This window comes from Prosthecobacter sp. SYSU 5D2 (assembly GCF_039655865.1).
GTDB lineage: Bacteria > Verrucomicrobiota > Verrucomicrobiia > Verrucomicrobiales > Verrucomicrobiaceae > Prosthecobacter.
In genome coordinates, this window is record NZ_JBBYXL010000015.1 from 96338 (window position 1) to 119117 (window position 22780).

Here is a 22780-nt window from a genome sequence, read left to right on the forward strand (position 1 = left end):
TTGAGAAAATGCATCATAGGTGAACCCTTCATATCCTGCATCCCTGCCTGCCCACAAGGATAATGACTGAAATGAGAACCATTTCAGGAGGCCGTTCTTACAGGCGACTGGACTCAGCGGCGGCGCGGCCACTGATGCAGCACCGGTGGACAGATCACAAAAGGGCGGAATCCGGTGAGAACGGAGGGGACTTGGGACAGGCGGGTGGCACGAAGAATGCGAAGCAGTGAAAGGAAGACCTTAAAAAAAGTCCCCCCGCTTTTCATGAATTGTTCCCCCTTGGCCTGCTGCCGCCGTACATTCTCCTTCTCTGCCGCCCTGTGCCTCGCCACTCTGGTATCCACGGCGGGGGCCCAGTCCGTCTGGACCGGGGCGGCGGACAATTCCTGGTCCAATGCGGGCAACTGGAACGGCGGGCTGCCCAGCACCATCTCCGGCAGCCCATCGGATGTCACCTTTGCCACCAATGATGCCAATGGCGACACGCTGACCCTGGACAGCCTCTTTTACCTGAACCGCCTGGTGGCCGGCCCCCTGAATTATGGAGTGACAGAAAAGGTACTGGCAGCGACGGGAGCAGAGGGATCCAGGCTGGTGTTCCAAAAACTGGGGGATGTGCTGCCGACGATCAACGTCACCCACTTGGCCAATACGGAGGTATCCTCTGGAAACCTGACCCGCGACCTGGCCTTCAGGACGGATATCGAAATCGCCGATGACCTGACGCTGACGCGGACAGGGGGCACCGGGAGCGTCAGCTCCGGTAACCAGCGGCTTTATCGCACGATCTTTTACGGGGTGATCAGCGGCAGCGGCAAGCTGACCATCAACAGCAATTCCAGCTCGAACTCAACACGCATCTGGTTTGACAACCACAACACCTTCACCGGTGACGTTGACATGCAGAGAGGTTATCTGTTTCAGAACTATGCGGACAGCCTGGGCGCTGCGGACAAGACCATCAGCTTCGGATCCGTCAGTTCAGTGACCTGGGACCTCAGCTCCTCGAACATCAATGCCACCCTGGGGGCGACCATTCCCTATGACCTGGTCACGCCAAGCCCGGCAGGTTCCAACGTGCTGATCAACGGTGGCTCGGTCAGCCGGCAACTGCTCTTTACCGGAGACATCACCGGCAGCGCCAGCCACACGGCCACCCAACGGTCGGTTCATCTGATCGCCCAGTCGAACCAGCAGATGGTCTTTGCCGGAGAGAACATGACCTTTGGCGGCCAGGTGTTTGCCCGTTACGGCAGCGAGGTGGCAATTGCCGCAGCCAATGCGGAAGGCAAGGCCTGGGAGAATGTGAAAAACATTTTGTTAGGCCAGGAGATCACCACCAGTGTTTCCACCACCACCAACAATTCCAGTCTCGTGCTGCGGGGCGGTTTTACCTTGGATGCGCCAGTGGAGGTGACCAAACGGACCACCGGATCAAGTGGTCGCGACAAAGTCAGCCTCGGCCAGATTAACCACCAGGGGTCGGCGTATCAGGCGGTTTTCAACGGGCGGGTCAATGTGCTGGAGTCCGATTATCGAAGCCTTAACCTGATCTCAGAAAGCGGCGGCAGCGCCACTTTTAACGGGGCTGTCACGGTGGCCGGAGAACAGGGGCTGCTGGTCAATGACATCGTCAATGCCACCACGAGCGGCGGCACTCTCAACTACTATGAGGCCGCCCCCTTAGGCACGGTCATTTTTTCCAGCACCTCCCGCCTGGGTGAGGCCACGACGGGCACGGGCTCGGCAGGAAGTGTCGATGTGATGCGTGGAGCCCTTCTTGTCAATACATCCACTTTTTATGCCGGAGTAAATGTGCTGAATACCGCCCAGCTCGGTGGCACTGGCAGCATCACGGGAAATGTGGTGGTGAGCGAGGGTGGCCGCTTGCAACCGGGGGCAGGGCTAACCTCACCCGCCTTCGCCAGCAGCCTGGGCAGTCTGACCCTCACCGGCAATCTCAGCCTCACGGGCGCGGCCAGCCTGGTTCTTCAGGTGGGCGGAGCCACGTTTAATGTCGGCAGCACGGAGGTCGAAGACATTCCCTCTATCTATGCCAGCAGTTTGGCTCTAGTGGGGGATCATGATTATCTGGACATCACCGGCAGCCTCACGGCCAATACGCCCGGCAGCATCCAGTTCAGTCCCGTTGGGGATTTCCAGCCCACGTGGGGGGATGCCTTTCACTTGCTGGATTTTGGCTCGCTGCTGACGGGCGTTTATACCACCAGGGAAGTCCTGGACCTGCCGGACCTGAGCCTGATCAATCCCGATTGGATGTGGAACACGGATCTCTTTGTCAGCCACGGCCTCCTGGTCGTCGTGCCGGAGCCCTCCCGCATGTCCTTCCTGCTCCTCGCTCTGGTGGGTGCTGTGACGAGGCGGCGGCGCTGAAATACCAATGGACAACGATGCGAAAGAGGTGCTGCCAAACTATTTGTTAGCTGAACATATAGCTGGTTCGCGGCTACGCATTCCAGATGAAGGAAGTCGCAGGATCAATCCAGCACGACGCGCAGGGAGGGGCTTGTCACGGTAAGGGTGGAACCGTCCTCGGCATGGGCATGCACGGTGATGAGGTCCAGCGTCTTGATACCCGGCTCAACAACCTGGCTGGCCTCGAAAGCGGTGGTGCCCTTGGCCGTCATGGGGATGGAGGTCCAGGCATCAAATTCCATCTGCATGGAGTAGTCCGGGTGGCGGTCGGCAGACATCCAGAGGCGGTTGTCCTGGGGGCGGCTGCCATCGGGGAAAGTGGCGGTGAGACGGAGCGTCCGGGCGGCCTTGTCCCACTGCGTGATGATCTCCGGCGTGGCCACCCGGCGGCGGGATTTGAAAAAGTGATGCAGGGCGAAGGCATGGAGATTTGCCTCTACCTCCGGCAGTGAGGACACCTGTTTGGTCATGCCAGTGTCCTTGGGCCCGCCATGCTGGCCGCCCGGGAAGATGCAGAGGGGAAAGGCAGGGAAACGGCGGCCCAGCTCCAGCAGGCCGGGGCTGACGTTGTCGTTGGAGCCCTGGTTGTAAAAGACCTCCAGGCCCCGGGCTTGCAGCGCGGGCCAGTGGTCCGTGATGCGGCAGACATCCCAGGCGGCAGTGCACATGGCTTTCATCTCTTCCTCGCTCCAGCCGGCGGCCCTGGCAGCGGCCTCATCGATGCGCTGCCCGGCCTGGGTCTTCGCGCGGGCGGCCAGCGGACCGCTAGCCGTGGCAGGCACAGCAGGAACTTTTCCAGCCGTGATGTCTGCGAGGAACTGGCGGTTCATCCGGGTGATCTCCTCCGGCAGCATGCCATGGACATACGGGCCGCCAGGGGAATCCAGAATGGGAGTGACCACCGGCATGATGGCCGTCACCCGGTCATCATGGATGCCAGCGGCAGCGGCAGCGACGCCGCGCTTGGACCCGCCGGTGACGAGGATCTGCTGCGGCTGAAAAACGTCTTTCTCCGCCACGGCAGCGGTAATGGCGCGCATGTCGCTCATGCCCCAGATCCAGGCGGGGGTGTAGCGGGTGTCCTTCGTGGCCAGCAGGTGCTCTTTCATGCCGCTGAGGAGAATGGGCGCAGGGGCCATGGCATCTATGGTGCCCATGCCGACGAGGACGATGCCGACGCCGTGCTCCTTCAGCAGGCGCAGCATGGTCCCGGTGGGGGCGGCGGCCTTGGGTGCCAACCCGGCATTGGCGATGACGAGGCGGGTGCAGGGGGGGGCATCTGCCGGGGCATTGAAGGTGACAGGCAGGCGAACCTTCTGTCCTGGCCACCATTCGCAGAGGGTGATCACGACCAGCTTCTGACGGATGGAAGGATCCTTGGCCAGGGGTTTCCAGTCCGAAAGAATCTCCGTTTCCAAAGTGGTCACATCCCGGACGGCCGCCATGTCAAATTGACTGCGGGTGATCCCAGCTTGGGCGACCGAAAGGGTGAGAAGGAGGAGACAGGTGAAAAGTTTCATGTCGGCATTGGGGTGCCGCCAAGAACGACCGGCATGGCCAAACCTGTCGTACAAACATCTACCTGGAGCGAGTTTCCAAAACTCAGCGGGCAGTCACCGTCCAGCGCTCCACGCTGTTTTCCACTGGCGGCAGGGTTTTCAGGTATTCATAAATTGCCCCCAGGTCTTCTTCCGTCATGCTGGCATACATGGTCCAGGGCATGACGGTCTGCATTTCACCTTTGGCAGAATCTACCGGTGGGGGTGTGAACTTGCCCGGCGCATAGGATTTAAAACGGTCCACAAACAATTGCTTGGTCCATGCGCCGATGCCGGTGACCGGGTGCGGGGTGATGTTGGGGGAGCGGACGGTGCCGCCCGGCATGGCAAACTCAAATCCGCCGGCATATGGCTCGCCAACGGGCTTGCCCTTTTCCATCTTCGTATGGCATTCCGTACAGCCAGCCGCATTGGCCAGGTAGCCGCCATACGCCACGGGATCCGACTTGGCAGGCAGCTCCACCGGGGCCGCAGGCTGCGGCATGAGGTGCATGATCACATTCACCGGCGGATCTGCCTTGGATGGCACTGGGCTGCTTTCCACAGCCGGCAGGCTGCGGATGTACGCCATGATGCTATAGACATCCTCGGTGGCCATTTTGCCATAAGACGGGTAAGGCATGATGGGAAACAGCGGATGGCCATCCTTGCTGACTCCGCTGGTGATGGCGCGGTAAAGCTCGCCATCGGTCCAGCCCTTCAGGGCATGCGGGGTGATGTTAGGCGCGATGAAGGCACCGGGGAAATTCATCTTCTGGTCAAAGCGCTCGCCGCCGATGCCCAGGGTGCCCGGTTTTAGTGGGCCGGAGAAAAGCGACCAGTCGCGGGTGCTGTGGCAGTCCATACAGACCGAAACACTGTTGGCCAGATATTCACCACGGGCGATACGCTCCGGTGTGGCCTCCACGCGCAGGCCTTCCTGCACGGGGATGTTGGGCAGAAAGTTCACTACATAGCCCACGGCAGCGATGACGAGCAACAGAACGATGGCCACCAGCGCCCCGAGGATTTTTAACAGCTTCTTCATAAACGGGCGGCTCTTTAGCTGATCCGTTATCACCCCGCAAGCACAGACCAGGGCCTGGCCTAATAAAACCTCCCGTCTGATGCGACTCACACAGATGCCAGCCAGTCCAGCCGTCGTTGCAGCTTGGACTGCCTCTCCGCATCCGGGCGCGGATAAAGAATGGGATACCAGGCCGAGATCACCGCCGCACGTGCAATGAGGCAGTGATGAAGCGCTTCCTCATTGATCACACCCCCTGCATCACGATAGGCAGCGAGAATCCTGTTCACCGTCTCATGATCATCCTCCAAAAGTTTTGCGTTCCAAATCACCGAAGCCACATCCCATTCCACTGGCCCTGCGAATGAATCTTCCCAGTCCGTCCACAGCAGGCCGGAGGTCGTGTTCATGAGGTTCCCCAGATGCGCATCCCCATGCAAGGGCTGATGAGGGAAACGGTCGAGCGCTTCCAAAGAGGTGGTCAGATGTCTGCGCAGAAGCTCCAGTGCCTCCGCCGGAAACAAGTCGCGCCTTTCCAGCGGCTCCAGCAGCGCCAGGCTCTCCGTCACGATGGCCAGCCTGGGCAGCGGCTGGTCAAAGCTGCGCAAAATGGCATGGCACTCTTGCAGCGTCCGGCCCACTTCTTCCGGCGAAGGCTCAGCCTCGATGGCAGTGACGTATAACCAAAAGTTCATTGGAAACCCGAAGTGTTCATGCGGCCCCGGAGGCAGGTCCGGATGCAGCGGGATGCTGGGCGCACCCTGCTGCGTGAGGTGCAGGGCAATGGCATTTTCCCGCGCAAACCACTCTGTCCCCTGACGCGGCCCGTCCACATCCTGCACCACGCGGGCGACCAGTGTCTCCGTGAGCCTGAGCACCAGCGTGCTGCTGTCTTGAAGGATGTCGCACCGGTCTGGCGTGATGCCATGGGCAAGCACAGTTTCCGTAGCGGCGCGGATGGGGAGATCGGGGCGGGACATGGGATTGCAAAGGAGCTCTTTTACCAGCTTACCTGCGAGGTGCTTCTGGCAGATTCAGCACCTTGCGCAGCATCGGCTCCAGCCCACGGGCATACAGAAACATGCCGTAGCTGTTGGCGTGGCGGGCATCGGACAGGCCGTCTGCATTGTCGGGGGAGATGAGCTCAAAGCCGTCCACATAATGGATGTTCTTGTCTCCGGATTTCTTCCGATCCTCCACCAGCTTTGGGATCATCTTACGCTTCTCAAGCTGGTATTCGCCCATGCGGCTGCCAATGATTTCGGACGGATTGTAATAAGGCCCGGTGACCACGATGGGTGTCTCAGGATGTTTGGCGCGAATGATGTCAATGAACTCAGGGAAGGTCTTTGCATAGACTTCCGGCGGAGGATTGGCCCAGTAATCAATGACATAGACAGCCGCCGGAATCTCCGCCACGGCGCGGGCCAGGGTTGGCTCACCCAGGCCATTGCCAGAGAAGCCCAGATTGATAAAATCCATGTCCAGCCAGCGGCCTAACAAACAGGGAAAAGCCACTCCCGGATTGGATGCGTGCCCGCCCTGAGTGATGCTGGAGCCGTAATAAACGACCGTCTTTTCTTGGGAGTAGGCCTTGGCAGGCTCCAGCGCAGCTCCGCTGTCCAGGGTGATTTCCTTCACCACGGGCGCCCCGCTGGTGGGCAGGTAGATTTCCACATCCCGCATCTGCTTTTCCGTGCCCAGCTCCCATTGTTTTTTCAGCAGCGCCTCCGCATCCGGCAGGCCGCTGCCCAGATAACGTCCGTCCACATAGACATCCACGCCAATCAGTGCGGTAGGCACGGATGGCCCTATCCGGTAAGTGCCCGTGGTCGCCAGGAGGCCCAGGGTGACAGAATCCGTGCGGAAGCGCAGCCTCACTCCGGCCGGGGCCCGCGCCAGGCTCCAGACCTTGGGCGGCATCACGTCCTTCAGCCGGTCCGGGAAGCGCTGCAGCTTTGTCTCCTCCTTCCACCAGCCCAGGCCGCACACGGTGATGCGAGGATCGGGGAAAGGGATGGTTTGCGTGGCCGGTTCTGCTGCTGAGCTTGCAGCCGCCAAACAGCCTAACAATAGGGATGTAACGAACAGTGTGGTGCGGATCAGGGAAGTCTTGTTCATTCGGTCAGAAGGGAGAAATGAAGAAACGTTGTACGAAAGGGTTTTCTGCATCTCCTGGACTCACTCAGCCTGATATCCCTGCCAGATCCACACCAGGGTATCTGCCAGGGTCTGCTCAAACACCCGTTTGTCACAATGGCCGGTGCCCTTGCTGAAGATGAACCGGTGGGGGTAGCCTTTCTTGGCCAGGGCAGCCTCCGTGCGCAGGCCGGCCATCACCCAGTTGTGATAGGTTTCTTCCGGGTCATTGGCGCGGTTGTCGTTTTCAGACACATGGGTGAAGATGCGCAGCGGCTTCACCTCGCTGGATTCAATGAGCTTCATGCCAGAATGATATTCCCAGGCTCCCAGCGGAAACTGCGCCTCTTCCGGTGCATCATCATCCTGCTGATCCACAAAGGTACCGGAATACGCAACGATGCGCCTGAACCATTCCGGGCGGAACCAGCCCATCGTCAGCGCCGCGGCACCACCGGAGCTGCAGCCCATCACTCCCCTTCCCCAGGGATTCTCCGTGAGGGCGAACTTCGGATAAGCGGCCTTGATCTCCGCGTTGGCGAGCACGGCTGGCAAAACCTCGTCATGAATGAAGCGGGCCAGCCGGTCGGACATGGTGTCATACTCCAGGCCGCGCTGGCTGCTTTTGCCATCATTGCCGCCATTCTCCACCGCGATGGCGATGAAGGCGGGCAGCCTGCGTTTGGCATCTTTGGAAACCGTCAGGTTGTCCAGTGCATGCGCCACCTGTTTGATCTTGCCCGGCCCGTCGTGGATGATGAGCAGCGGTGCCTGGGTGCCGTCCTGATAGGCAGCAGGCACATAAACCGTGATTCTGCGCTCCGTCCGCACCGGCTTTCTTTCCGGCTCCAACGTGGTGTCAGTACCCTGGAAAATCTGGCTGTCCGCCAGCGCCATCTTGAACATGAAGGTCCGGCCTTTCGGGTTGCCACGGTCCGTCAGATCCGGGTCTGTTTGGTAATCGGGACCGATGGTGAAATGCCCGTCGCCATCCGTGGCCGGATTCTGCGCATCAGCGGCTTCTGCATTCATGGTTAGGCCAATGAATCCGATGGCAACGGCGCTGCAGAGAAGGGTGGACCAGGAGGGCATAGGGAATCTGTCGTTCATGTTCGAAACGTGTTTGGATGACTTTAAGCGACGATCCTCCAGGTCAGCCCCACGCCCATGCCGGCAGGCAGCGGTGTCACCGGACCCGCAGATGTTTCCAGGATGGCCGTTTGTGCTGCCGCCTTTTCCATCTGGAAACGCTGCGTCGAAGCTGGAAAGCCATAGAAGGCGGGGCCATTCAGACTCAGAAAACGCTCAAACAAAACCTTCCCCTCCGCACTGCCCAGATCCACCCCAGCTTCCTCAAAAGCCATCGCATAAAGCTGTGGCGCACACCCTCCGGTGAAACATCCCGCTGCACAGCCGCAGGCCGTCGCCTTGGTCGTATGCGGAGCGCTGTCCGTGCCGGCAAAAAACTTGTTTTGACTGGCCTTTGTCACCTGCTGGCGCAAGGCTGCACGGTCATCTTGAAACTTCACAATGGGCAGGCAGTAGAGGTGGTATTTCAGCCCTTGGATCAGATGCCCCATGGTATAAAGCAGGTGCTGCGGCGTAATCGTCGCACCCACATGCTCCGGCGCAGCGGCCACAAACTCCGCTGCTGTGCGTGTGGTGATGTGCTCGCACACGATGCGCAGTTTTGGATGCGCTTCGATGAGGCGCGGCATCCTTTCCGTGTAGAAACGCGTTTCCGCATTCTGATGCGCATCCAGGTAATCCGGCCCGCTCAGTGCATGCTGCTCGCCATGGATGCAGAGGATGATTCCGTGCTCTTCCATCGCTCGGAAAACCTCTCCACCGATGAGGTCATCCATCGGCATGCCATGCTCCGAATTCGTCGTGCCATGGGGCGGGTAGTACTTGCAGGCCCGCAGCAGCCCGGAGGCCGCCCCTTCGCGGATCATTGCCGCCGTAGTATGCCGAGTCAGATAAAGCGGCACAATGAGCTGCTCAAAGGCATCCGCCCCCGCCGCTCTCAGCTCCGCCGAATAACTCTCAATGGACCAGCCATCCGCCTGGGCCGCTCCTGAGACCCTTGATACCGGCGGCTGCGTATTCGGCATCGCCAGCGCCCCCGCGCAGCCCATGTCTCGATGCGCTTTGATATAAGCTTCAACCGCCGGTCCCTGGCGGAAGTGAGTATGGAGGTCGAACCATTTCGGGAGATCAAGTGTCATGGGATTCTGTTAGCGTGGACTCCTCCCGGATCAATCAAGAGCTTATGCCGCCACCTTCAGGACTCCACGATTTCACCCGGCGCAGCCTGCTGGCGCACATGCTCCACAAGGGCTTTGAAGGCCTTGCCTTGGTAGCGATAGGAGTTCCACATCAGGGCCACGGTGCGCAGCGGTTTTTCACCGTTAAAGGAGCGATAAACACGACGGTTGCTGACGTCAATCCGGCGCGCCATTTCCGGGACGATGGAGACGCCGTGATCCAGCGCCACCAGTTCCTGCACAGTGGTGAGCTGGCTGGTGCGCTCCACCGTGACCGGCTGCACCGACTGCCGCCGGCAAAAGGAGGAGATGTTTTCCGCCAGGCAGTGCGCCTCGCTCAGCATCACAAAGGGGTAGCCATCCACCGCTGCCACACGGATGCTTTCCTCTTCCGCCAGTGGATGACCGGCAGGCAGCACCAGCAGCAGCTCTTCCGAAAACAGCGGCTCGACTTCCAAATACTTAGCGATGATCGGCAGCGCCACAATGGCCAGGTCAATTTCACCGTGACTGCAGCTTTTGATCAGTGCTTCCGTCGTGTCTTCATGAACGATCACCGAAATGTCCGGGTGTTTTTCCGCGAAGCTGCCCAGCAGACTGGGCAGAAAATAAGGCGCAATCGTCGGGATGGCCCCCAGCCGCACACGGCCCCGCCGGCTTGCCTCAGCCACCTCGGTAAAGGTGTCCTCCACGAGTTTCAGGATCTTCCTGGCCCGTTCCAAAAGGAGCTCCCCCAGGTCCGTCAGCACCACCTCGCGAGGCTTGCGCTCGAACAACGGCTGGCCGAGCTGGTCTTCCAGCTTCTGAATGGCCCGGCTCAGGGCTGATTGGGAGAGATTCAGTTCCTCTGCTGCCCGAGTGAAGTTCTTCGTCCGCGACAGGACGACGAATTGCTCAAGCGACTGGAAATCCAAGGTGTTTCTCATGGAATCATCTAGCAATGCGTTTTTCGCATAGCAAGCATTCTGATAATGCATTGGATGCATGATGCATTTCACGGCATAACATTCCCCTGTTCGGCCTCAACCGAGTCCGCGACGCACCCAACCCACCTACTACGCTATGAAACTACCAAAATTCAGGGCCCTGCTTTCCACTCTGATGCTGGCTCCGGTCATGATGGCATCAGCTCAGGACACTGCGGCCCCCGCCGCACCGGATAAACCAGCCGAAGACGCCAGCAAATGCCCCGTCATGGGCACACCCGCCGGTCCCATGCGCCACACCGCCGCCGGAGGAATGTCCAACAGCGACTGGTGGCCTGAGCAGCTCAATCTCAAAATTCTGCATCAAAACTCCCCCAAGGGTAACCCCATGGGAGGCGAGTTCGATTATGCCAAGGAGTTTCAAAAACTGGACCTGGAAGCCCTGCGGAAGGACCTGCGCGAGCTGATGACCACCTCGCAGAAATGGTGGCCTGCCGACTATGGCAACTACGGCCCGTTTTTCATCCGCATGGCCTGGCACAGTGCCGGAACCTATCGTCTGAGTGATGGCCGTGGCGGTGCCGGATACGGCACGCAGCGCTTTGCCCCGCTGAACAGCTGGCCGGACAATGCCAACCTGGACAAGGCGCGCCGCCTCCTTTGGCCCATCAAGCAAAAGTACGGTAACAAGATTTCCTGGGCAGACCTGATGGTGCTCACAGGTAATGTCGCCCTGGAGACGATGGGCTTTAAGACCTTTGGTTTCGGTGGCGGGCGTGAAGACGTCTGGGAACCGCAGGAAGACATCTACTGGGGTCCTGAAACTGAATGGCTGGGAGACAAACGCTACAGCGGCGACCGGGAGCTGGAAAAGCCTCTCGCTGCCGTCCAGATGGGCCTGATTTACGTCAATCCGGAAGGCCCCAATGGCAACCCTGATCCTCTGGCCGCCGCCAAGGATATCCGTGCCACCTTCGGCAACATGGCCATGAATGACGAAGAAACCGTCGCGCTCATCGCCGGTGGCCACACCTTCGGCAAGGCACACGGTGCAGCCAAGCCCGATGGAAACGTCGGACCTGAGCCAGAAGGTGCTCCTTTGGAAGAGCAGGGCCTCGGCTGGAAGAACAAGCATGGCAAAGGCAATGCCGAAGACACCATCACCAGCGGCCTGGAAGGTGCCTGGACCTCCACCCCTGCCGCCTGGTCCCACGGCTACTTCACCAACCTTTTTGCCTTTGAGTGGGAGAAAACCAAAAGCCCGGCCGGAGCCACCCAGTGGATCCCCAAAGGCGGCGCTGGCAAGGACATGGTACCTGATGCGCACGACCCGGCCAAGCGCCACGTGCCCATCATGTTCACCACGGACATTGCCCTCCGGGAAGACCCGGCCTATGCCAAAATCTCCAAGCGTTTCCTGGAAAACCCCGACCAGTTCGCCGAAGCCTTTGCCAAAGCCTGGTATAAGCTGACCCACCGCGACATGGGCCCGGCTGAGCGTTACCTTGGCCCCCTCGTTCCCAAAGAAAAACTCCTCTGGCAGGATCCCGTTCCTTCCGTGGACCATGAGCTTGTTGGCGAGCAGGACATCGCCGCACTGAAAAGCAAGATCCGCGAATCCGGCCTCACCATCCCACAGCTTGTCTCCACCGCCTGGGCCTCCGCCTCCACCTTCCGTGGCAGCGACAAGCGCGGCGGCGCCAATGGTGCCCGCATCCGCCTGGCTCCGCAGAAGGACTGGGAAGTCAACCAGCCAAAGCAGCTCGCCAAAGTCCTGGAGACGCTTGAGAAGATCCAAAAGGAATTCAACGAAGCCCAGTCGGGTAACAAGAAGGTCTCCCTCGCCGATCTCATCGTGCTCGGCGGCAGCGTCGGTGTGGAAGAGGCTGCCAAAAAGGCGGGCCACACCCTTGAGGTTCCTTTCCATCCGGGCCGCACAGACGCCACCCAGGAGATGACCGACGTCGAAGCCTTCGCCGTGCTGGAACCAAAGTCCGACGGTTTCCGCAACTTCCTCGGCCATGAGCTTGACCGCCCCGCGCCTGAGAACCTTGTTGACCGCGCCCAATTGCTGAAGCTCTCCGCTCCGGAAATGGCCGTCCTCGTCGGGGGTATGCGCGTGCTCGGCACCAACGTTGGCGACCCCAATCTGGGCGTCCTGACCAAGCGCCGCGAAGCCCTGACCAATGACTTCTTTGTGAACCTGCTGGCCATGGGGACGGACTGGAAAAAGTCCGATGTGTGCGAGCACTTCTATGAAGGCCGCGACGCGGAAACCGGCGATACCAAATGGACTGCCACCGCCGTTGATCTCGTCTTCGGTTCCAACTCCCAGCTCCGTGCCATTTCTGAAGTCTATGCCAGCGCAGACGCCGAGGTGAAGTTCGTCACCGACTTCGTCGCCGCCTGGACCAAGGTCATGGACGCCGACCGCTTTGATTTGAAGAAGTAATTATAGGCTGAGCGCTGCTCATCTGCCAGCCCATCCCGGCCTTCATCGGTCGGGGTGGGCTTTTGTTTGGGGCAGATAGCCGCCCCCCTTCTGGAGACAGTCTATGGGAGCTACCGCGCTGCATTATCCGCACATTCTTGATGGATGGGCGAAGGGTTCAGACTTCTCCCAACGTACTACTGCGCTCTATATGCGCACACTCGCACTCACTTCACTCCTTGCCAGCCTGGCCTTTTTGGCGAAGGCGGAAATCAAGCTCCCCGCCATCATTGGGGATAACATGGTCCTGCAGCAGAAGCAGGCCAACCCGCTCTGGGGCTGGGACACACCCGGCACGGAGGTGACGGTCAAGTTTGCCGGCCAGACAAAGACGGCCAAGGCAGGAGCAGATGGCAAATGGACGGTGAAGCTGGACGCTGTGCCAGCGAATGCCAAACCGGCCACGATCTCCATCCAGGGCACGACGAAGAAGGTGGTGAAAAACGTTCTGGTAGGCGAGGTGTGGGTCTGCTCCGGACAGTCGAACATGCAGTGGTCCGTGAACGGGTGCTGGGATGCGGATCTGGAAATCGCCACGGCGAAGTATCCGAACATCCGACTCATCTCCGTGCCACAGGTGGGCACGCAGGAGCCTCAACAGGATTTTAAAGGCGAGTGGAAGGAGTGCTCACCAGAGACGGTGGGACCCTTCAGTGCCGTGGGTTATTTTTACGGACGGGTGCTGCACCGAATGCTCGACGTGCCCGTGGGCCTGATTAACAATGCCTGGGGCGGCAGCGCAGCAGAGGCCTGGGTACGCCGGGACGTGCTGGAAAAGGATGCCCGGTTCAAAGGCCTGATGGCCGGCTGGGTTCAAAATGAAAAGAACCTGTCCACGGAGAAAGCGCTGGCAGATCATGAGAAAGCCATGGCTGCCTGGACAAAAAAGAAGAACGAAGCCGCCAAAGCCAAACAGCCCTTTGCAACCCGCGCTCCGCAAGGCCCTAAAGAGATCCTCGGCGGCAAATCCCGGCCCGGTAACATCTACAACGGCGTGCTGCTGCCCACCATCGGTTATGGCATCAAAGGCGCCATCTGGTACCAGGGCGAATCCAATGCCGGCCGCGCCTATGAATACGGCTATCTTTTCCCGCTCATGATCCAGCACTGGCGCCAGGAGTGGAAGCAGGGGGATTTCCCCTTCTACTGGGTGCAACTGGCTGACTTCATGCCGGAAGTCCCCACCCCCGGTGACAGCGCCTGGGCAGAGCTCCGCGAAAGCCAGACCAAGACCCAGTCCGTCATCAAAAACGGCGGCCAGGCCGTCATCATTGACCTGGGGGATGCCAATGATATCCACCCCAAAAACAAACGCGATGTGGCCGAGCGCCTGGCCCGTCTTGCCCTGGTGAATGATTATGGTCTCAAGCTGCGCCATCGCAGCCCGGAATATAAATCGGTGGCCTTCGATGGTGGCAAAGCGATCGTTACTATGGACAACTTCGGCTCCAGCCTGCGCACCGTGGATGTGAGCGAGGTGAAGGGCTTTGCCATCTGCGGAGAGGACCGCAAATGGGTGTGGGCCAATGCCAAGATCATGAGCCGTGACAAAGTGGAAGTCAGCTCCCCGGAGGTGGCCAAGCCTGTGGCCGTCCGTTATGCCTGGGCCAACAACCCGGTGTGCAATCTCTACAGCATTGACGGTCTGCCGGTGACGCCCTTCCGCACCGATGACTTCCCAATGACCACAAAGCCGAAGGAGTAACGCCAAGCTCAAAACCGTGGCGGATGAAGACAGCGGTGTGGCAACCATGAAACATCATTAATGGATTCCTCATGATCTCCTTTCCTCCCCGCCTGCTTTGGCTTCTTACACTGGCTCTCCTTGTACCACCCAATGCACCAGGAGATGAGAAAAAGGAGGCCCCCGCCATCCGGCACCAGGTGGTCTATCACAAAAAGGGCCGCTTCGGCGGCTGGCCTGCCAACCACGGCATCTGGAGCTGGGGAGATGAGATTCTCTTTGGCTTCAGTGCCGCCCATTTTAAAGACTACGAAGGCAGCACCCACGCAGTGGACCGCAAAAAACCGGAGCATCATCTCCTGGCGCGCAGCCTGGATGGCGGGGAGACCTGGACCGTCACCGACCCCTCTGAAAAAGGCGTCATGGTTCCGCGTGGTGCCATGCTCATGGGCAAGCCACTGCCCGGCGTGGATATTCCACCGCTGCGGCAGCTAAATGAAGCCATTGATTTCACGCACCCCGGCCTAGCCCTCACCTTCCGCATGGAAGACTATCGCGGCGGCGGCCAGTCCCGCTTTTACTTCTCCTATGACCGGGGGAAAAACTGGAACGGCCCCTTTGCTTTGCCGCTGTTTGGTACGCCGGGCATCGGTGCACGCACGGATTACATCGTCAATGGTCCGCACGATCTGATGGCCTTTTTATCCGCCGGGAAAACCGATGGCAAGACGGGCCGGACGTTGTGCGTGCAGACCAAGAATGGCGGTGTGAGCTGGGAGTTTGTCTCATGGATCGGCCCGGAGCCGGAGGGCTATCACGTGATGCCCTCCAGCGTTCGGCTCAATGAAAAGGAACTGCTCACCGTCATCCGCGTGAGCAGCAAGCCGCTGGCCGCCTATCACTCCCCCGACAATGGAAAAACCTGGGACCTCCGTTGCGATGCCGTCGCCATGACCGGCCTCCGCAGCCGCACCAATCCCCCCAGCCTGCTCAAGCTGCAAGACGGCCGCCTTGCCGTCGTCTATGGCTACCGCGCAAAACCCTACGGCCTCCGCGCCAGCTTCAGCAGCGATGACGGACGCACCTGGGGCGGCGAAGTCATCCTGCGCGATGACGGTGCAAGCTGGGACATCGGTTACCCGCGCTCTGTCCAGCGGCCGGATGGAAAAGTCGTCAGCGTCTATTATTATCACGACAAAGCACAAGGCCCGGAGCCCTACATTGCCGGGACCATCTGGGATCCCGCCCGCGTCACTGCGGAGAAAACGGCTCCGCAGCAATGAAGCGTTTCTCACTTCTCAAACACCACTTTGCCGCCTAACCAGGTTTTCAACACGACCGTTTGCGGCAGGTCATCAATGAGGCAGTTCAGCGGATCGCGGTCCACCAGGATCAGGTCTGCCAGCCTGCCCTTTTCGATGGAACCCGTATCCTTCTCCAGCTTCAGCAGATAGGCGTTGTTGGTGGTGTAAAGGCGCAGCGCTTCTTCACGGGTGATGGCGTTTTGAATGTGGACCGGCTGGTCCAGCTTGCGTGCCTGGCGGGTGATGGCGGTCCACATGCCTAACCAGGGATTGTATGGGTTCACGCTGCGGAAGGAGCCGATCTTTTGCATGTGGTCGCTGCCGCCACCCACGATGAGCTTCTGGTCAAAGCAGGCACGCAGAGGCTGGAACAGGGCCATGCGTTTCTCGCCAAAGTGCCGGGTCAAGGTGCGTCCGTCCATGTGCAGCCAGATGGGCTGAAGGTCCACGCAGACGCCCAGCGCGGCGGCTTTGGCGATGGATTCCGGCTGCATGAAATTACAGTGCGTCACGCTGCTGCGGCTGTCGCGGATGGAGGTCTCCCGGTTCACGTCCTCATACACTCCCAGCAGCGTCGCCACCGCCGCATCGCCCACGGAATGTGCGGTGAACTGCAGCCCGGCGCCGGCAATTTTGGCCACCATCTGACGCAGCCGGTCCACGGGGATCTTCTGCTCGCCACGATAGGTGGGATCGCTGATGCCATAGGCCTCGCTGACTCCCCAGGGCTTGCTCATGAAGGAGCTGCCCGTCAGCATGCCGCCGTCCAGAAACACCTTGGTGCCGATGATCTGAAGCTCCGGATCCGGTTTCGTCAATGGATGTTTGATGATGTCCTCCATGGATTTCTCCATCGCCGGCCACAGGCTCATGGCGTTCAGCCCCATGGACACACGCACGCGGACCGGCAGTTCTTTTTTCTCCCGCATCTTCTCATAGAGCGCCAGCAGGCTGCTGCCGGAGTTTCGATCCGCAATCGTTGTTAGGCCGACAGAGGCGTAATCTCGAAACAGCTCCAGCGTGCGGTTATAAGTATCCTCCGTCGTGGCGCTTTTCGCTTTCTTGGCCGACTTGAGCCCCGGGCCAAAGCCGCGCAGCAGCCCGGTAGGTTCGCCGTTGGCATCCTTCTCCACCTTGCCCGGATGACCTTCCGGCAGTTTGAAATCCCGGTCAATCTTCCCCTGCTTCAGAGCCAGACTGTTGCACATGGAGTCCGGCCCGGTGGAAAAGACCACCGGGTTCTCCGGGGCCACCTCGTCCAGCTCGGCGCGTGTGGGGTATCGCCCCTCCTCCAGCCGCGTGATGAAGATCTGCCGCAGGCTGATGAGATCCCCCGGCTGCGAGGCCGCCACGCGGGTGCGGATGTAGGCCAGCACATCGGCGATGTTTTCCATCGTCGGAATCTCATGCTCAAACTCCGTCATCGCGGCGGAGGGATGCACATGGGAATCCATGAGCCCCGGCAGCAGTGTCTTCCCCTGCATGTCCAGCAGCTCCGTTCCTTCCCCCTTCAGCGCCAGCACCTCGTCATTGTCCCCGACTGCCACGATGCGTCCCGCCTCCACCGCCACCGCTTCCGCAAAGCTAAACCGTTCATCAACCGTGATGACACGCCCATGATGCAGGATGAGATCCGGGGCGGCTGCCAGCGGCAGGGTCAGGGCAAAAAACAGGGCAGGAATGCGCATGGGCTACCAACGCATCATCGCGCATTCTTCGTGCGGACAACTCAACACTTGCCCTTCCACAGTGCTGCACGTTAGGCTTCCGCTTTTTATGAAATACATTTTCCTACTTCTCCTCCTCAGCCTCACGGCTACCCTCGCCGCTGATCCCGCGCCTGAATTCAAAGGCGGCATCGAGCGGCTGGACCCGGCCTTTGACAAACTGATCGCCCCAGACTCCAAGGTCGAAGTTCTCGCCACCGGGTTCAACTGGTCCGAAGGCCCCGTCTGGAAGGACGGGCAGATCCTCTTTTCTGATGTGCCTGAGAACACCGTCTTTGCCTGGAAGGAAGGCGATACCAGCGCGGCGACGTTTTTAAAACCCAGCGGCAGCCTCAGCGGCAATGGCCAGGGGTCCAACGGCCTGGCGGTGGATGCCGCCGGCAGCCTCATCCTCTGCCAGCACGGAGAGCGCCGCATCGCGCGGCTGGAAAAAGACGGCAGCTTCACCTCCCTCGCGGACAAGTATGAGGGCAAACGCTTCAACAGCCCCAATGACCTCGTCATCGCCAAAAGCGGCGCGATCTTCTTCACCGATCCCCCTTACGGCATGAAGAAAGGCACCGAGCCGGATGCCCCTTACCATGGCGTCTATCGCCTGGACAAAGACGGCCATGTCAGCCTGATCATCGAGGACATCCTCTGGCCGAACGGCATCGCCCTCAGCCCGGATGAAAAGACGCTGTACATCGCCGTCTCCGACAAGGACAACGCCCGGCTCATGGCCTATGACCTCCAGGCCGATGGCAGCGTGAAAAACGGCCGCCTGTTCTTCCATGCGCAGCCGCTCAAGTCCGAGGCCCGCAAAGGCGGCTGCGATGGCATGAAGGTGGACGTGAAGGGAAACATCTGGACCACCGGCCCCGGCGGCGTGCTGGTCATCAGCCCGGAGGGCAAGCACCTCGGCTCCATCCTGACCGGTGTGCCCACCGGCAACTGCGCCTGGGGCGGGCCGGAAAAGGACACGATGTATGTCACAGCGGACATGTTTCTCCTGCGGGTGAAGACGCTGGTGAAAGGGTATTGATCCCCAAGGAGTGAGGCCATCCCGCCCTCATGCTGAGGCCAGGATGGCCTCACACCTTGTTATATTGTGACCTCTTTCCGTTCTAAAGGACCGCGATCACCGGCTTCTGCAAGCACGCGAGCGCAGAAACCGTAGGTTTGGGCTGCCTGTGAAGTTCACTTTTTCCATCCTCTGCCTGTTCATTGCCCCGGTCGCCTCCGCTGCTGTGGAGCTGTCTTTTGAGAAGGACATCCGTCCCATCCTCAAGGCGCACTGCTTCCACTGCCATGGTGAGGATGGCCACATGAAGGGCGACCTGGATGTGCGGCTGAAGCACTTCCTGGAAAAGGGCGGTGAATCCGGCCCTTCCATCGTTCCAGGAAAACCGCACGAAAGCCTGCTGCTGGAGGTCGTCAAAAACGGCGAGATGCCCAAGGCAGACAAGAAACTCAGTGCCGGAGAAATCGCCAAGATCGAGCAATGGATTGCCCAAGGTGCGAAGACGGTGCGGCCGGAGCCGGAGCAGATCACGGGGCCTTACATCACGGAGGAGGAGCGTGCCTGGTGGGCCTATCAGCCCATCCGCCGCAGTGCCGTGCCAGCATTGAAGAGCACAGGCAATGCCGTGGATGCCTTCATTCAGGCCCGGCTGACGGAGTTAAAATTGCAGCCATCCTCTCAGGCCGACCGCGCCACGTTGATCCGCCGCGCCGCCTTTGACCTCACCGGTCTGCCGCCCACAGCGGCGCAGGTGCAGGCTTTTATCAAGGACACGCGGCCGGATGCTTATGAGCGCCTCATTGATGACCTTTTGCAGTCGCCCCAATACGGTGAGCGTTGGGGCCGCCACTGGCTGGACGTGGTCGGTTATGCTGACAGTGAAGGTTACAACGACATCGACACGCCGCGCGACACCGCTTGGCGATATCGCGATTACGTCATCCGCGCTTTCAATGCGGACAAGCCTTTCGATGCTTTCATCCAGGAGCAGCTCGCCGGCGATGAGATGATCCCCATGCCGCCTCAGAATCTCACCCCTGAGCAGCAGGACAAACTCATCGCCACCGGCTTTCTGCGCATGGCTCCGGACGGCACCGGCAGCCGCAATGACGATGCCGCCCTGGCCAAAAACAGCGTGCTCACCGAGACGGTCAAAATCGTTTCCAGCTCTTTGTTAGGCATGACCGTTGGCTGTGCCGAGTGCCACGACCACCGGTATGACCCCATCCCGCAGGTGGATTTTTACAAACTGCGCGCCCTCTTTGAACCGGGCATGGACTGGCAGAAATGGCGCGACCCCAAGCAGCGGGAAATCTCCCTGCTGACCGAGCATCAAAAAGCATTCTCCAAAGAACTGGAAGCGAAGGCCAAGGAAGTTGAGGCAGAAGTGCAGCCAAGACTGGTGGAGCTGCAGGCCTGGGTCTTTGAACAAGAGCTGAAAAAGATCCCGGAGGACAAACGCGAGTTTGCTAAAACTGCAGGTCTGGCCTGGCAAAAGGACCAAAAATCGCTCAGCGAAGATCAAAAAAAATATTTGGGTGACCATCCCTTCCTGAAGGTGGCGGCCAACGCCGGTCCCCTGAACCTTTTCCTAGCCAATTACGACCGCGAGAAAGAGCTGGCGGATTTTCTGGCGGACAACACCGCCCGCGCCAAAGCCATCCGCGACCAAAAACCTGTTGAGGAAACTGTTCGTGCTTTTGTTGAACCGGTGGCCTTTGGCAACAAGTCCGCATTGCCAGTGACCAAACTCTTCCTTCGTGGCAATTACAACAGCCCCGGCCCGGAAGTGAATCCCGGTGACCTCACCATCCTGCGTCCTGAGCAGCCCATCGAATTCCCCGCCAAGGACCGCAGCCTGCCCACCACGGGCCGCCGTCTCGCCTATGCACGTCATCTCACTGACGGTAAACATCCCCTGCTGGCGCGAGTGCTGGTGAACCGCTTCTGGCTGCATCACTTTGGCCGCGGCCTGGTGAATACGCCCGGCGATTTTGGCACCCAGGGAGAGCTGCCCACGCACCCGGAACTGCTGGACTGGCTGGCGGCCGAGTTCATGGACAATGGCTGGAGCCTCAAGCACCTGCACCGCGTGATGATGACCAGCGCCACCTACCGCCAAAGCTCGGCCAAACGGCCTGAAGCCGAGCGCGTGGACGTGGCCAACGCCCGCTACTGGCGCATGAACGTCCGCCGTCTGGAGGCAGAGACTCTCCGCGATGCCATCCTGGCCACCACGGACCGGCTCAATGCCGCCTCCTTCGGTGCACCTGTGCCCATCTTTGAAGATGCCAATGCCCAGGTCGTCGTCGGCATGGACAAGCCCACCCCCGGCGGCCTGGAATTCCGCCGCAGCGTGTATGTGACGCAACGCCGCAGCACACCGGTTTATCAGCTCGCCGCCTTTGATGCCCCGCAGATGGAGCCTAACTGCGAGTTGCGCAACGTCAGCACCGTCGCCCCGCAGTCGTTGCTCATGATGAACAGCGCCTTTCTGGTGGAGCAGTCGCAGTTTTTTGCCAAGCGCATCCTTCAACAGGGTGCCGCCGATGCCCGCGCCCAGGTCACCTCTGCTTGGAGGCTTGCGTATGGAACCGAGCCTGCCAGCGCGGATTTAAAAGATCTCGAAAACTATCTGACCGAACAATCTGCCCTGCTCTCCAGTCAGCCGCTGAAAAAGGGCGATGTGGATCCTGTTGAAAAAGCCCTGGCCAGCCTGTGCCAGGTGCTGCTTGGGTCCAACCGTTTCATGTATGTGGACTGATCCTTGCTGCTGCTTTTAATTCCTGTCTCTCATCGCCATGTCCTCCTGCCTTTCCCGCCGCCATTTTTTAGGCACCAGTGCTTTTAATCTGAGCTCGCTCGGCCTCATGTCCCTGTTGCAAAAGGATGGCCTGCTGGCTGCCAATGCACCCGAGAAGCCGCTGCTGGAGCGGGTGACGTATGACAACCTGCCCAAGCAGCCTCACCATGCGCCACGGGCCAAGTCCATGATCTCCCTCTTCATGGGTGGCGGCCCCAGCCACATGGACATGTTTGATCCCAAGCCCCTACTGAACAAGTGGGACGGCAAGATCTTCCCGGGTGGTGAAATCAAGTTCGACAACGCCGGCGGCGCCACCCGCACCGTCATGGGCAGCCCTTTCAAATTTACCCCGCATGGCGAATGCGGCATGGAGCTTTCCGAGCTGATCCCGCACACCGCCAGCATCGCCGATGACATCTGCCTCATCCGCAGCATGAACCTCACTGGCATCCGCAATCACGTCGCGGGCATGAAGGCACTGGATACTGGCAGCGGCCTCAGCGGGCGCCCGGCTCTGGGAAGCTGGCTGAGCTACGGCCTGGGCAGCGAATCGCAAAACCTGCCATCCTTTGTTGCACTTGTGGTTGGGAAAAACCCGCCCGGCTCGCCTTACTGGGCCAGCGGCCTGCTGCCCTCCGTCTTCCAGGGTACCCATGTGCGTGAGCAGCAGCCGCGCATCATGAACCTGGACCCTCCCGCCTACCTGAAAGGCCCCGCCCAGGAAAAACAGCTCTCGCTTTTGGACAAGCTCAATGGCCGCCACCTGCTGGAGCATCCCGGTGAGCTGGACCTGCAGGCCCGCATCGCCAGTTATCAACTCGCCGCCCGCATGCAGACTGCCGCCAGCGATGCTCTGGACATTTCCAAAGAAACGGACGCCACCCGGAAACTCTACGGCACCGAAGACACCCGCACCCGCCGCCTGGCGGAGGCCTGCATCATCGCCCGCCGTCTGGTGGAGCGCGGCGTCCGTTTTGTGCAGATCTGGGATTACTCCTGGGACATGCACGAGAACATCAATGAATCCCTCCAGCGCCGCTGCGCCGCCAATGACCAGCCCAGCGCTGCGCTGGTGAAGGACCTCAAATCACGCGGCATGCTGGATGACACCCTCGTCTTCTGGGGCGGCGAAATGGGCCGCCTGCCAGTGATCCAAGGCCGGGGAAATGCCAAGCCGGGCCGCGACCACAACACCGACGGGTTCAGCATCTGGATGGCCGGCGGTGGAGTTAAAAAAGGCCACATCCATGGAGCCACCGATGAATGGGGCCTCCATGCCGTGGACCAGGTGGTCCATCATTACGATTACCTGGCCACCGTCCTGCACCTCTTCGGCCTGGATGCGAACAAGCTGACCTATAAACGCAATGGCCGCGCCGAAACCATCCTCAATGGCATGCCCGGCCAGGTGGTGAAGGGTATACTCTCGTAA

General features: G+C 60.1%; 15 protein-coding genes. 7 read left to right on the top strand and 8 right to left on the bottom strand.

Going from position 1 to position 22780, the window contains the following annotated elements; genetic code table 11:
* Nucleotides 1-264: 264 nt before the first annotated feature.
* Nucleotides 265-2394 (top strand): PEP-CTERM sorting domain-containing protein, encoded by a 2130-nt coding sequence (locus WJU23_RS22065; RefSeq protein WP_346334800.1) that lies wholly within the window; start codon nucleotides 265-267, stop codon nucleotides 2392-2394.
* A gap of 104 nt (nucleotides 2395-2498) precedes the next feature.
* Here the strand turns inward: WJU23_RS22065 and WJU23_RS22070 are convergent, their stop codons facing one another.
* The 7 genes from WJU23_RS22070 to WJU23_RS22100 form a co-directional block, all read right to left on the bottom strand.
* Nucleotides 2499-3956, bottom strand: coding sequence for a PhoPQ-activated protein PqaA family protein (locus WJU23_RS22070; protein ID WP_346334801.1), 1458 nt, complete (start codon nucleotides 3954-3956; stop codon nucleotides 2499-2501).
* 82 nt (nucleotides 3957-4038) lie between these two features.
* Entirely contained in the window at nucleotides 4039-5022 is a 984-nt protein-coding gene (locus tag WJU23_RS22075) for a c-type cytochrome (protein WP_346334802.1), read from the bottom strand.
* An 86-nt stretch (nucleotides 5023-5108) separates the two neighbouring features.
* On the bottom strand, nucleotides 5109-5981 hold the full coding sequence (locus WJU23_RS22080; RefSeq protein WP_346334803.1) for an aminoglycoside phosphotransferase family protein: 873 nt from the start codon (nucleotides 5979-5981) through the stop codon (nucleotides 5109-5111).
* A gap of 28 nt (nucleotides 5982-6009) precedes the next feature.
* Entirely contained in the window at nucleotides 6010-7122 is a 1113-nt protein-coding gene (locus WJU23_RS22085) for an SGNH/GDSL hydrolase family protein (protein WP_346334804.1), read from the bottom strand.
* Between the two features lie 60 nt (nucleotides 7123-7182).
* Complete coding sequence (locus WJU23_RS22090; protein WP_346334817.1) at nucleotides 7183-8172, bottom strand: alpha/beta hydrolase-fold protein; 990 nt, start codon at nucleotides 8170-8172, stop codon at nucleotides 7183-7185.
* 101 nt (nucleotides 8173-8273) lie between these two features.
* Nucleotides 8274-9368, bottom strand: coding sequence for a dihydroorotase (locus WJU23_RS22095; RefSeq protein WP_346334805.1), 1095 nt, complete (start codon nucleotides 9366-9368; stop codon nucleotides 8274-8276).
* Between the two features lie 56 nt (nucleotides 9369-9424).
* The gene (locus WJU23_RS22100) at nucleotides 9425-10333 is read right to left on the bottom strand and encodes a LysR family transcriptional regulator (RefSeq protein WP_346334806.1); all 909 of its coding nucleotides are present in this window, start codon (nucleotides 10331-10333) and stop codon (nucleotides 9425-9427) included.
* 193 nt (nucleotides 10334-10526) lie between these two features.
* On the opposite strand from WJU23_RS22100, the gene katG reads away from it, so the two are divergent.
* The 3 genes from katG to WJU23_RS22115 all read left to right on the top strand — a co-directional run bounded on the left by katG (nucleotide 10527) and on the right by WJU23_RS22115 (nucleotide 15791).
* Complete coding sequence (gene katG / locus WJU23_RS22105; RefSeq protein WP_346334818.1) at nucleotides 10527-12785, top strand: catalase/peroxidase HPI; 2259 nt, start codon at nucleotides 10527-10529, stop codon at nucleotides 12783-12785.
* Nucleotides 12786-12975: 190 nt separating this feature from the next.
* Nucleotides 12976-14529 (top strand): sialate O-acetylesterase, encoded by a 1554-nt coding sequence (locus tag WJU23_RS22110; protein WP_346334807.1) that lies wholly within the window; start codon nucleotides 12976-12978, stop codon nucleotides 14527-14529.
* Nucleotides 14530-14600: 71 nt separating this feature from the next.
* Nucleotides 14601-15791: a sialidase family protein gene (locus WJU23_RS22115; RefSeq protein ID WP_346334808.1), complete on the top strand. Its 1191-nt coding sequence runs from the start codon at nucleotides 14601-14603 to the stop codon at nucleotides 15789-15791.
* A gap of 8 nt (nucleotides 15792-15799) precedes the next feature.
* On the opposite strand, the gene WJU23_RS22120 is transcribed toward WJU23_RS22115, so the two are convergent.
* Entirely contained in the window at nucleotides 15800-17500 is a 1701-nt protein-coding gene (locus WJU23_RS22120; RefSeq protein WP_346334809.1) for an amidohydrolase, read from the bottom strand.
* A gap of 88 nt (nucleotides 17501-17588) precedes the next feature.
* On the opposite strand from WJU23_RS22120, the gene WJU23_RS22125 reads away from it, so the two are divergent.
* The 3 genes from WJU23_RS22125 to WJU23_RS22135 all read left to right on the top strand — a co-directional run bounded on the left by WJU23_RS22125 (nucleotide 17589) and on the right by WJU23_RS22135 (nucleotide 22780).
* On the top strand, nucleotides 17589-18563 hold the full coding sequence (locus WJU23_RS22125) for an SMP-30/gluconolactonase/LRE family protein (protein WP_346334810.1): 975 nt from the start codon (nucleotides 17589-17591) through the stop codon (nucleotides 18561-18563).
* A gap of 148 nt (nucleotides 18564-18711) precedes the next feature.
* The gene (locus WJU23_RS22130; protein WP_346334811.1) at nucleotides 18712-21306 is read left to right on the top strand and encodes a PSD1 and planctomycete cytochrome C domain-containing protein; all 2595 of its coding nucleotides are present in this window, start codon (nucleotides 18712-18714) and stop codon (nucleotides 21304-21306) included.
* Between the two features lie 37 nt (nucleotides 21307-21343).
* Nucleotides 21344-22780, top strand: coding sequence for a DUF1501 domain-containing protein (locus WJU23_RS22135; protein ID WP_346334812.1), 1437 nt, complete (start codon nucleotides 21344-21346; stop codon nucleotides 22778-22780).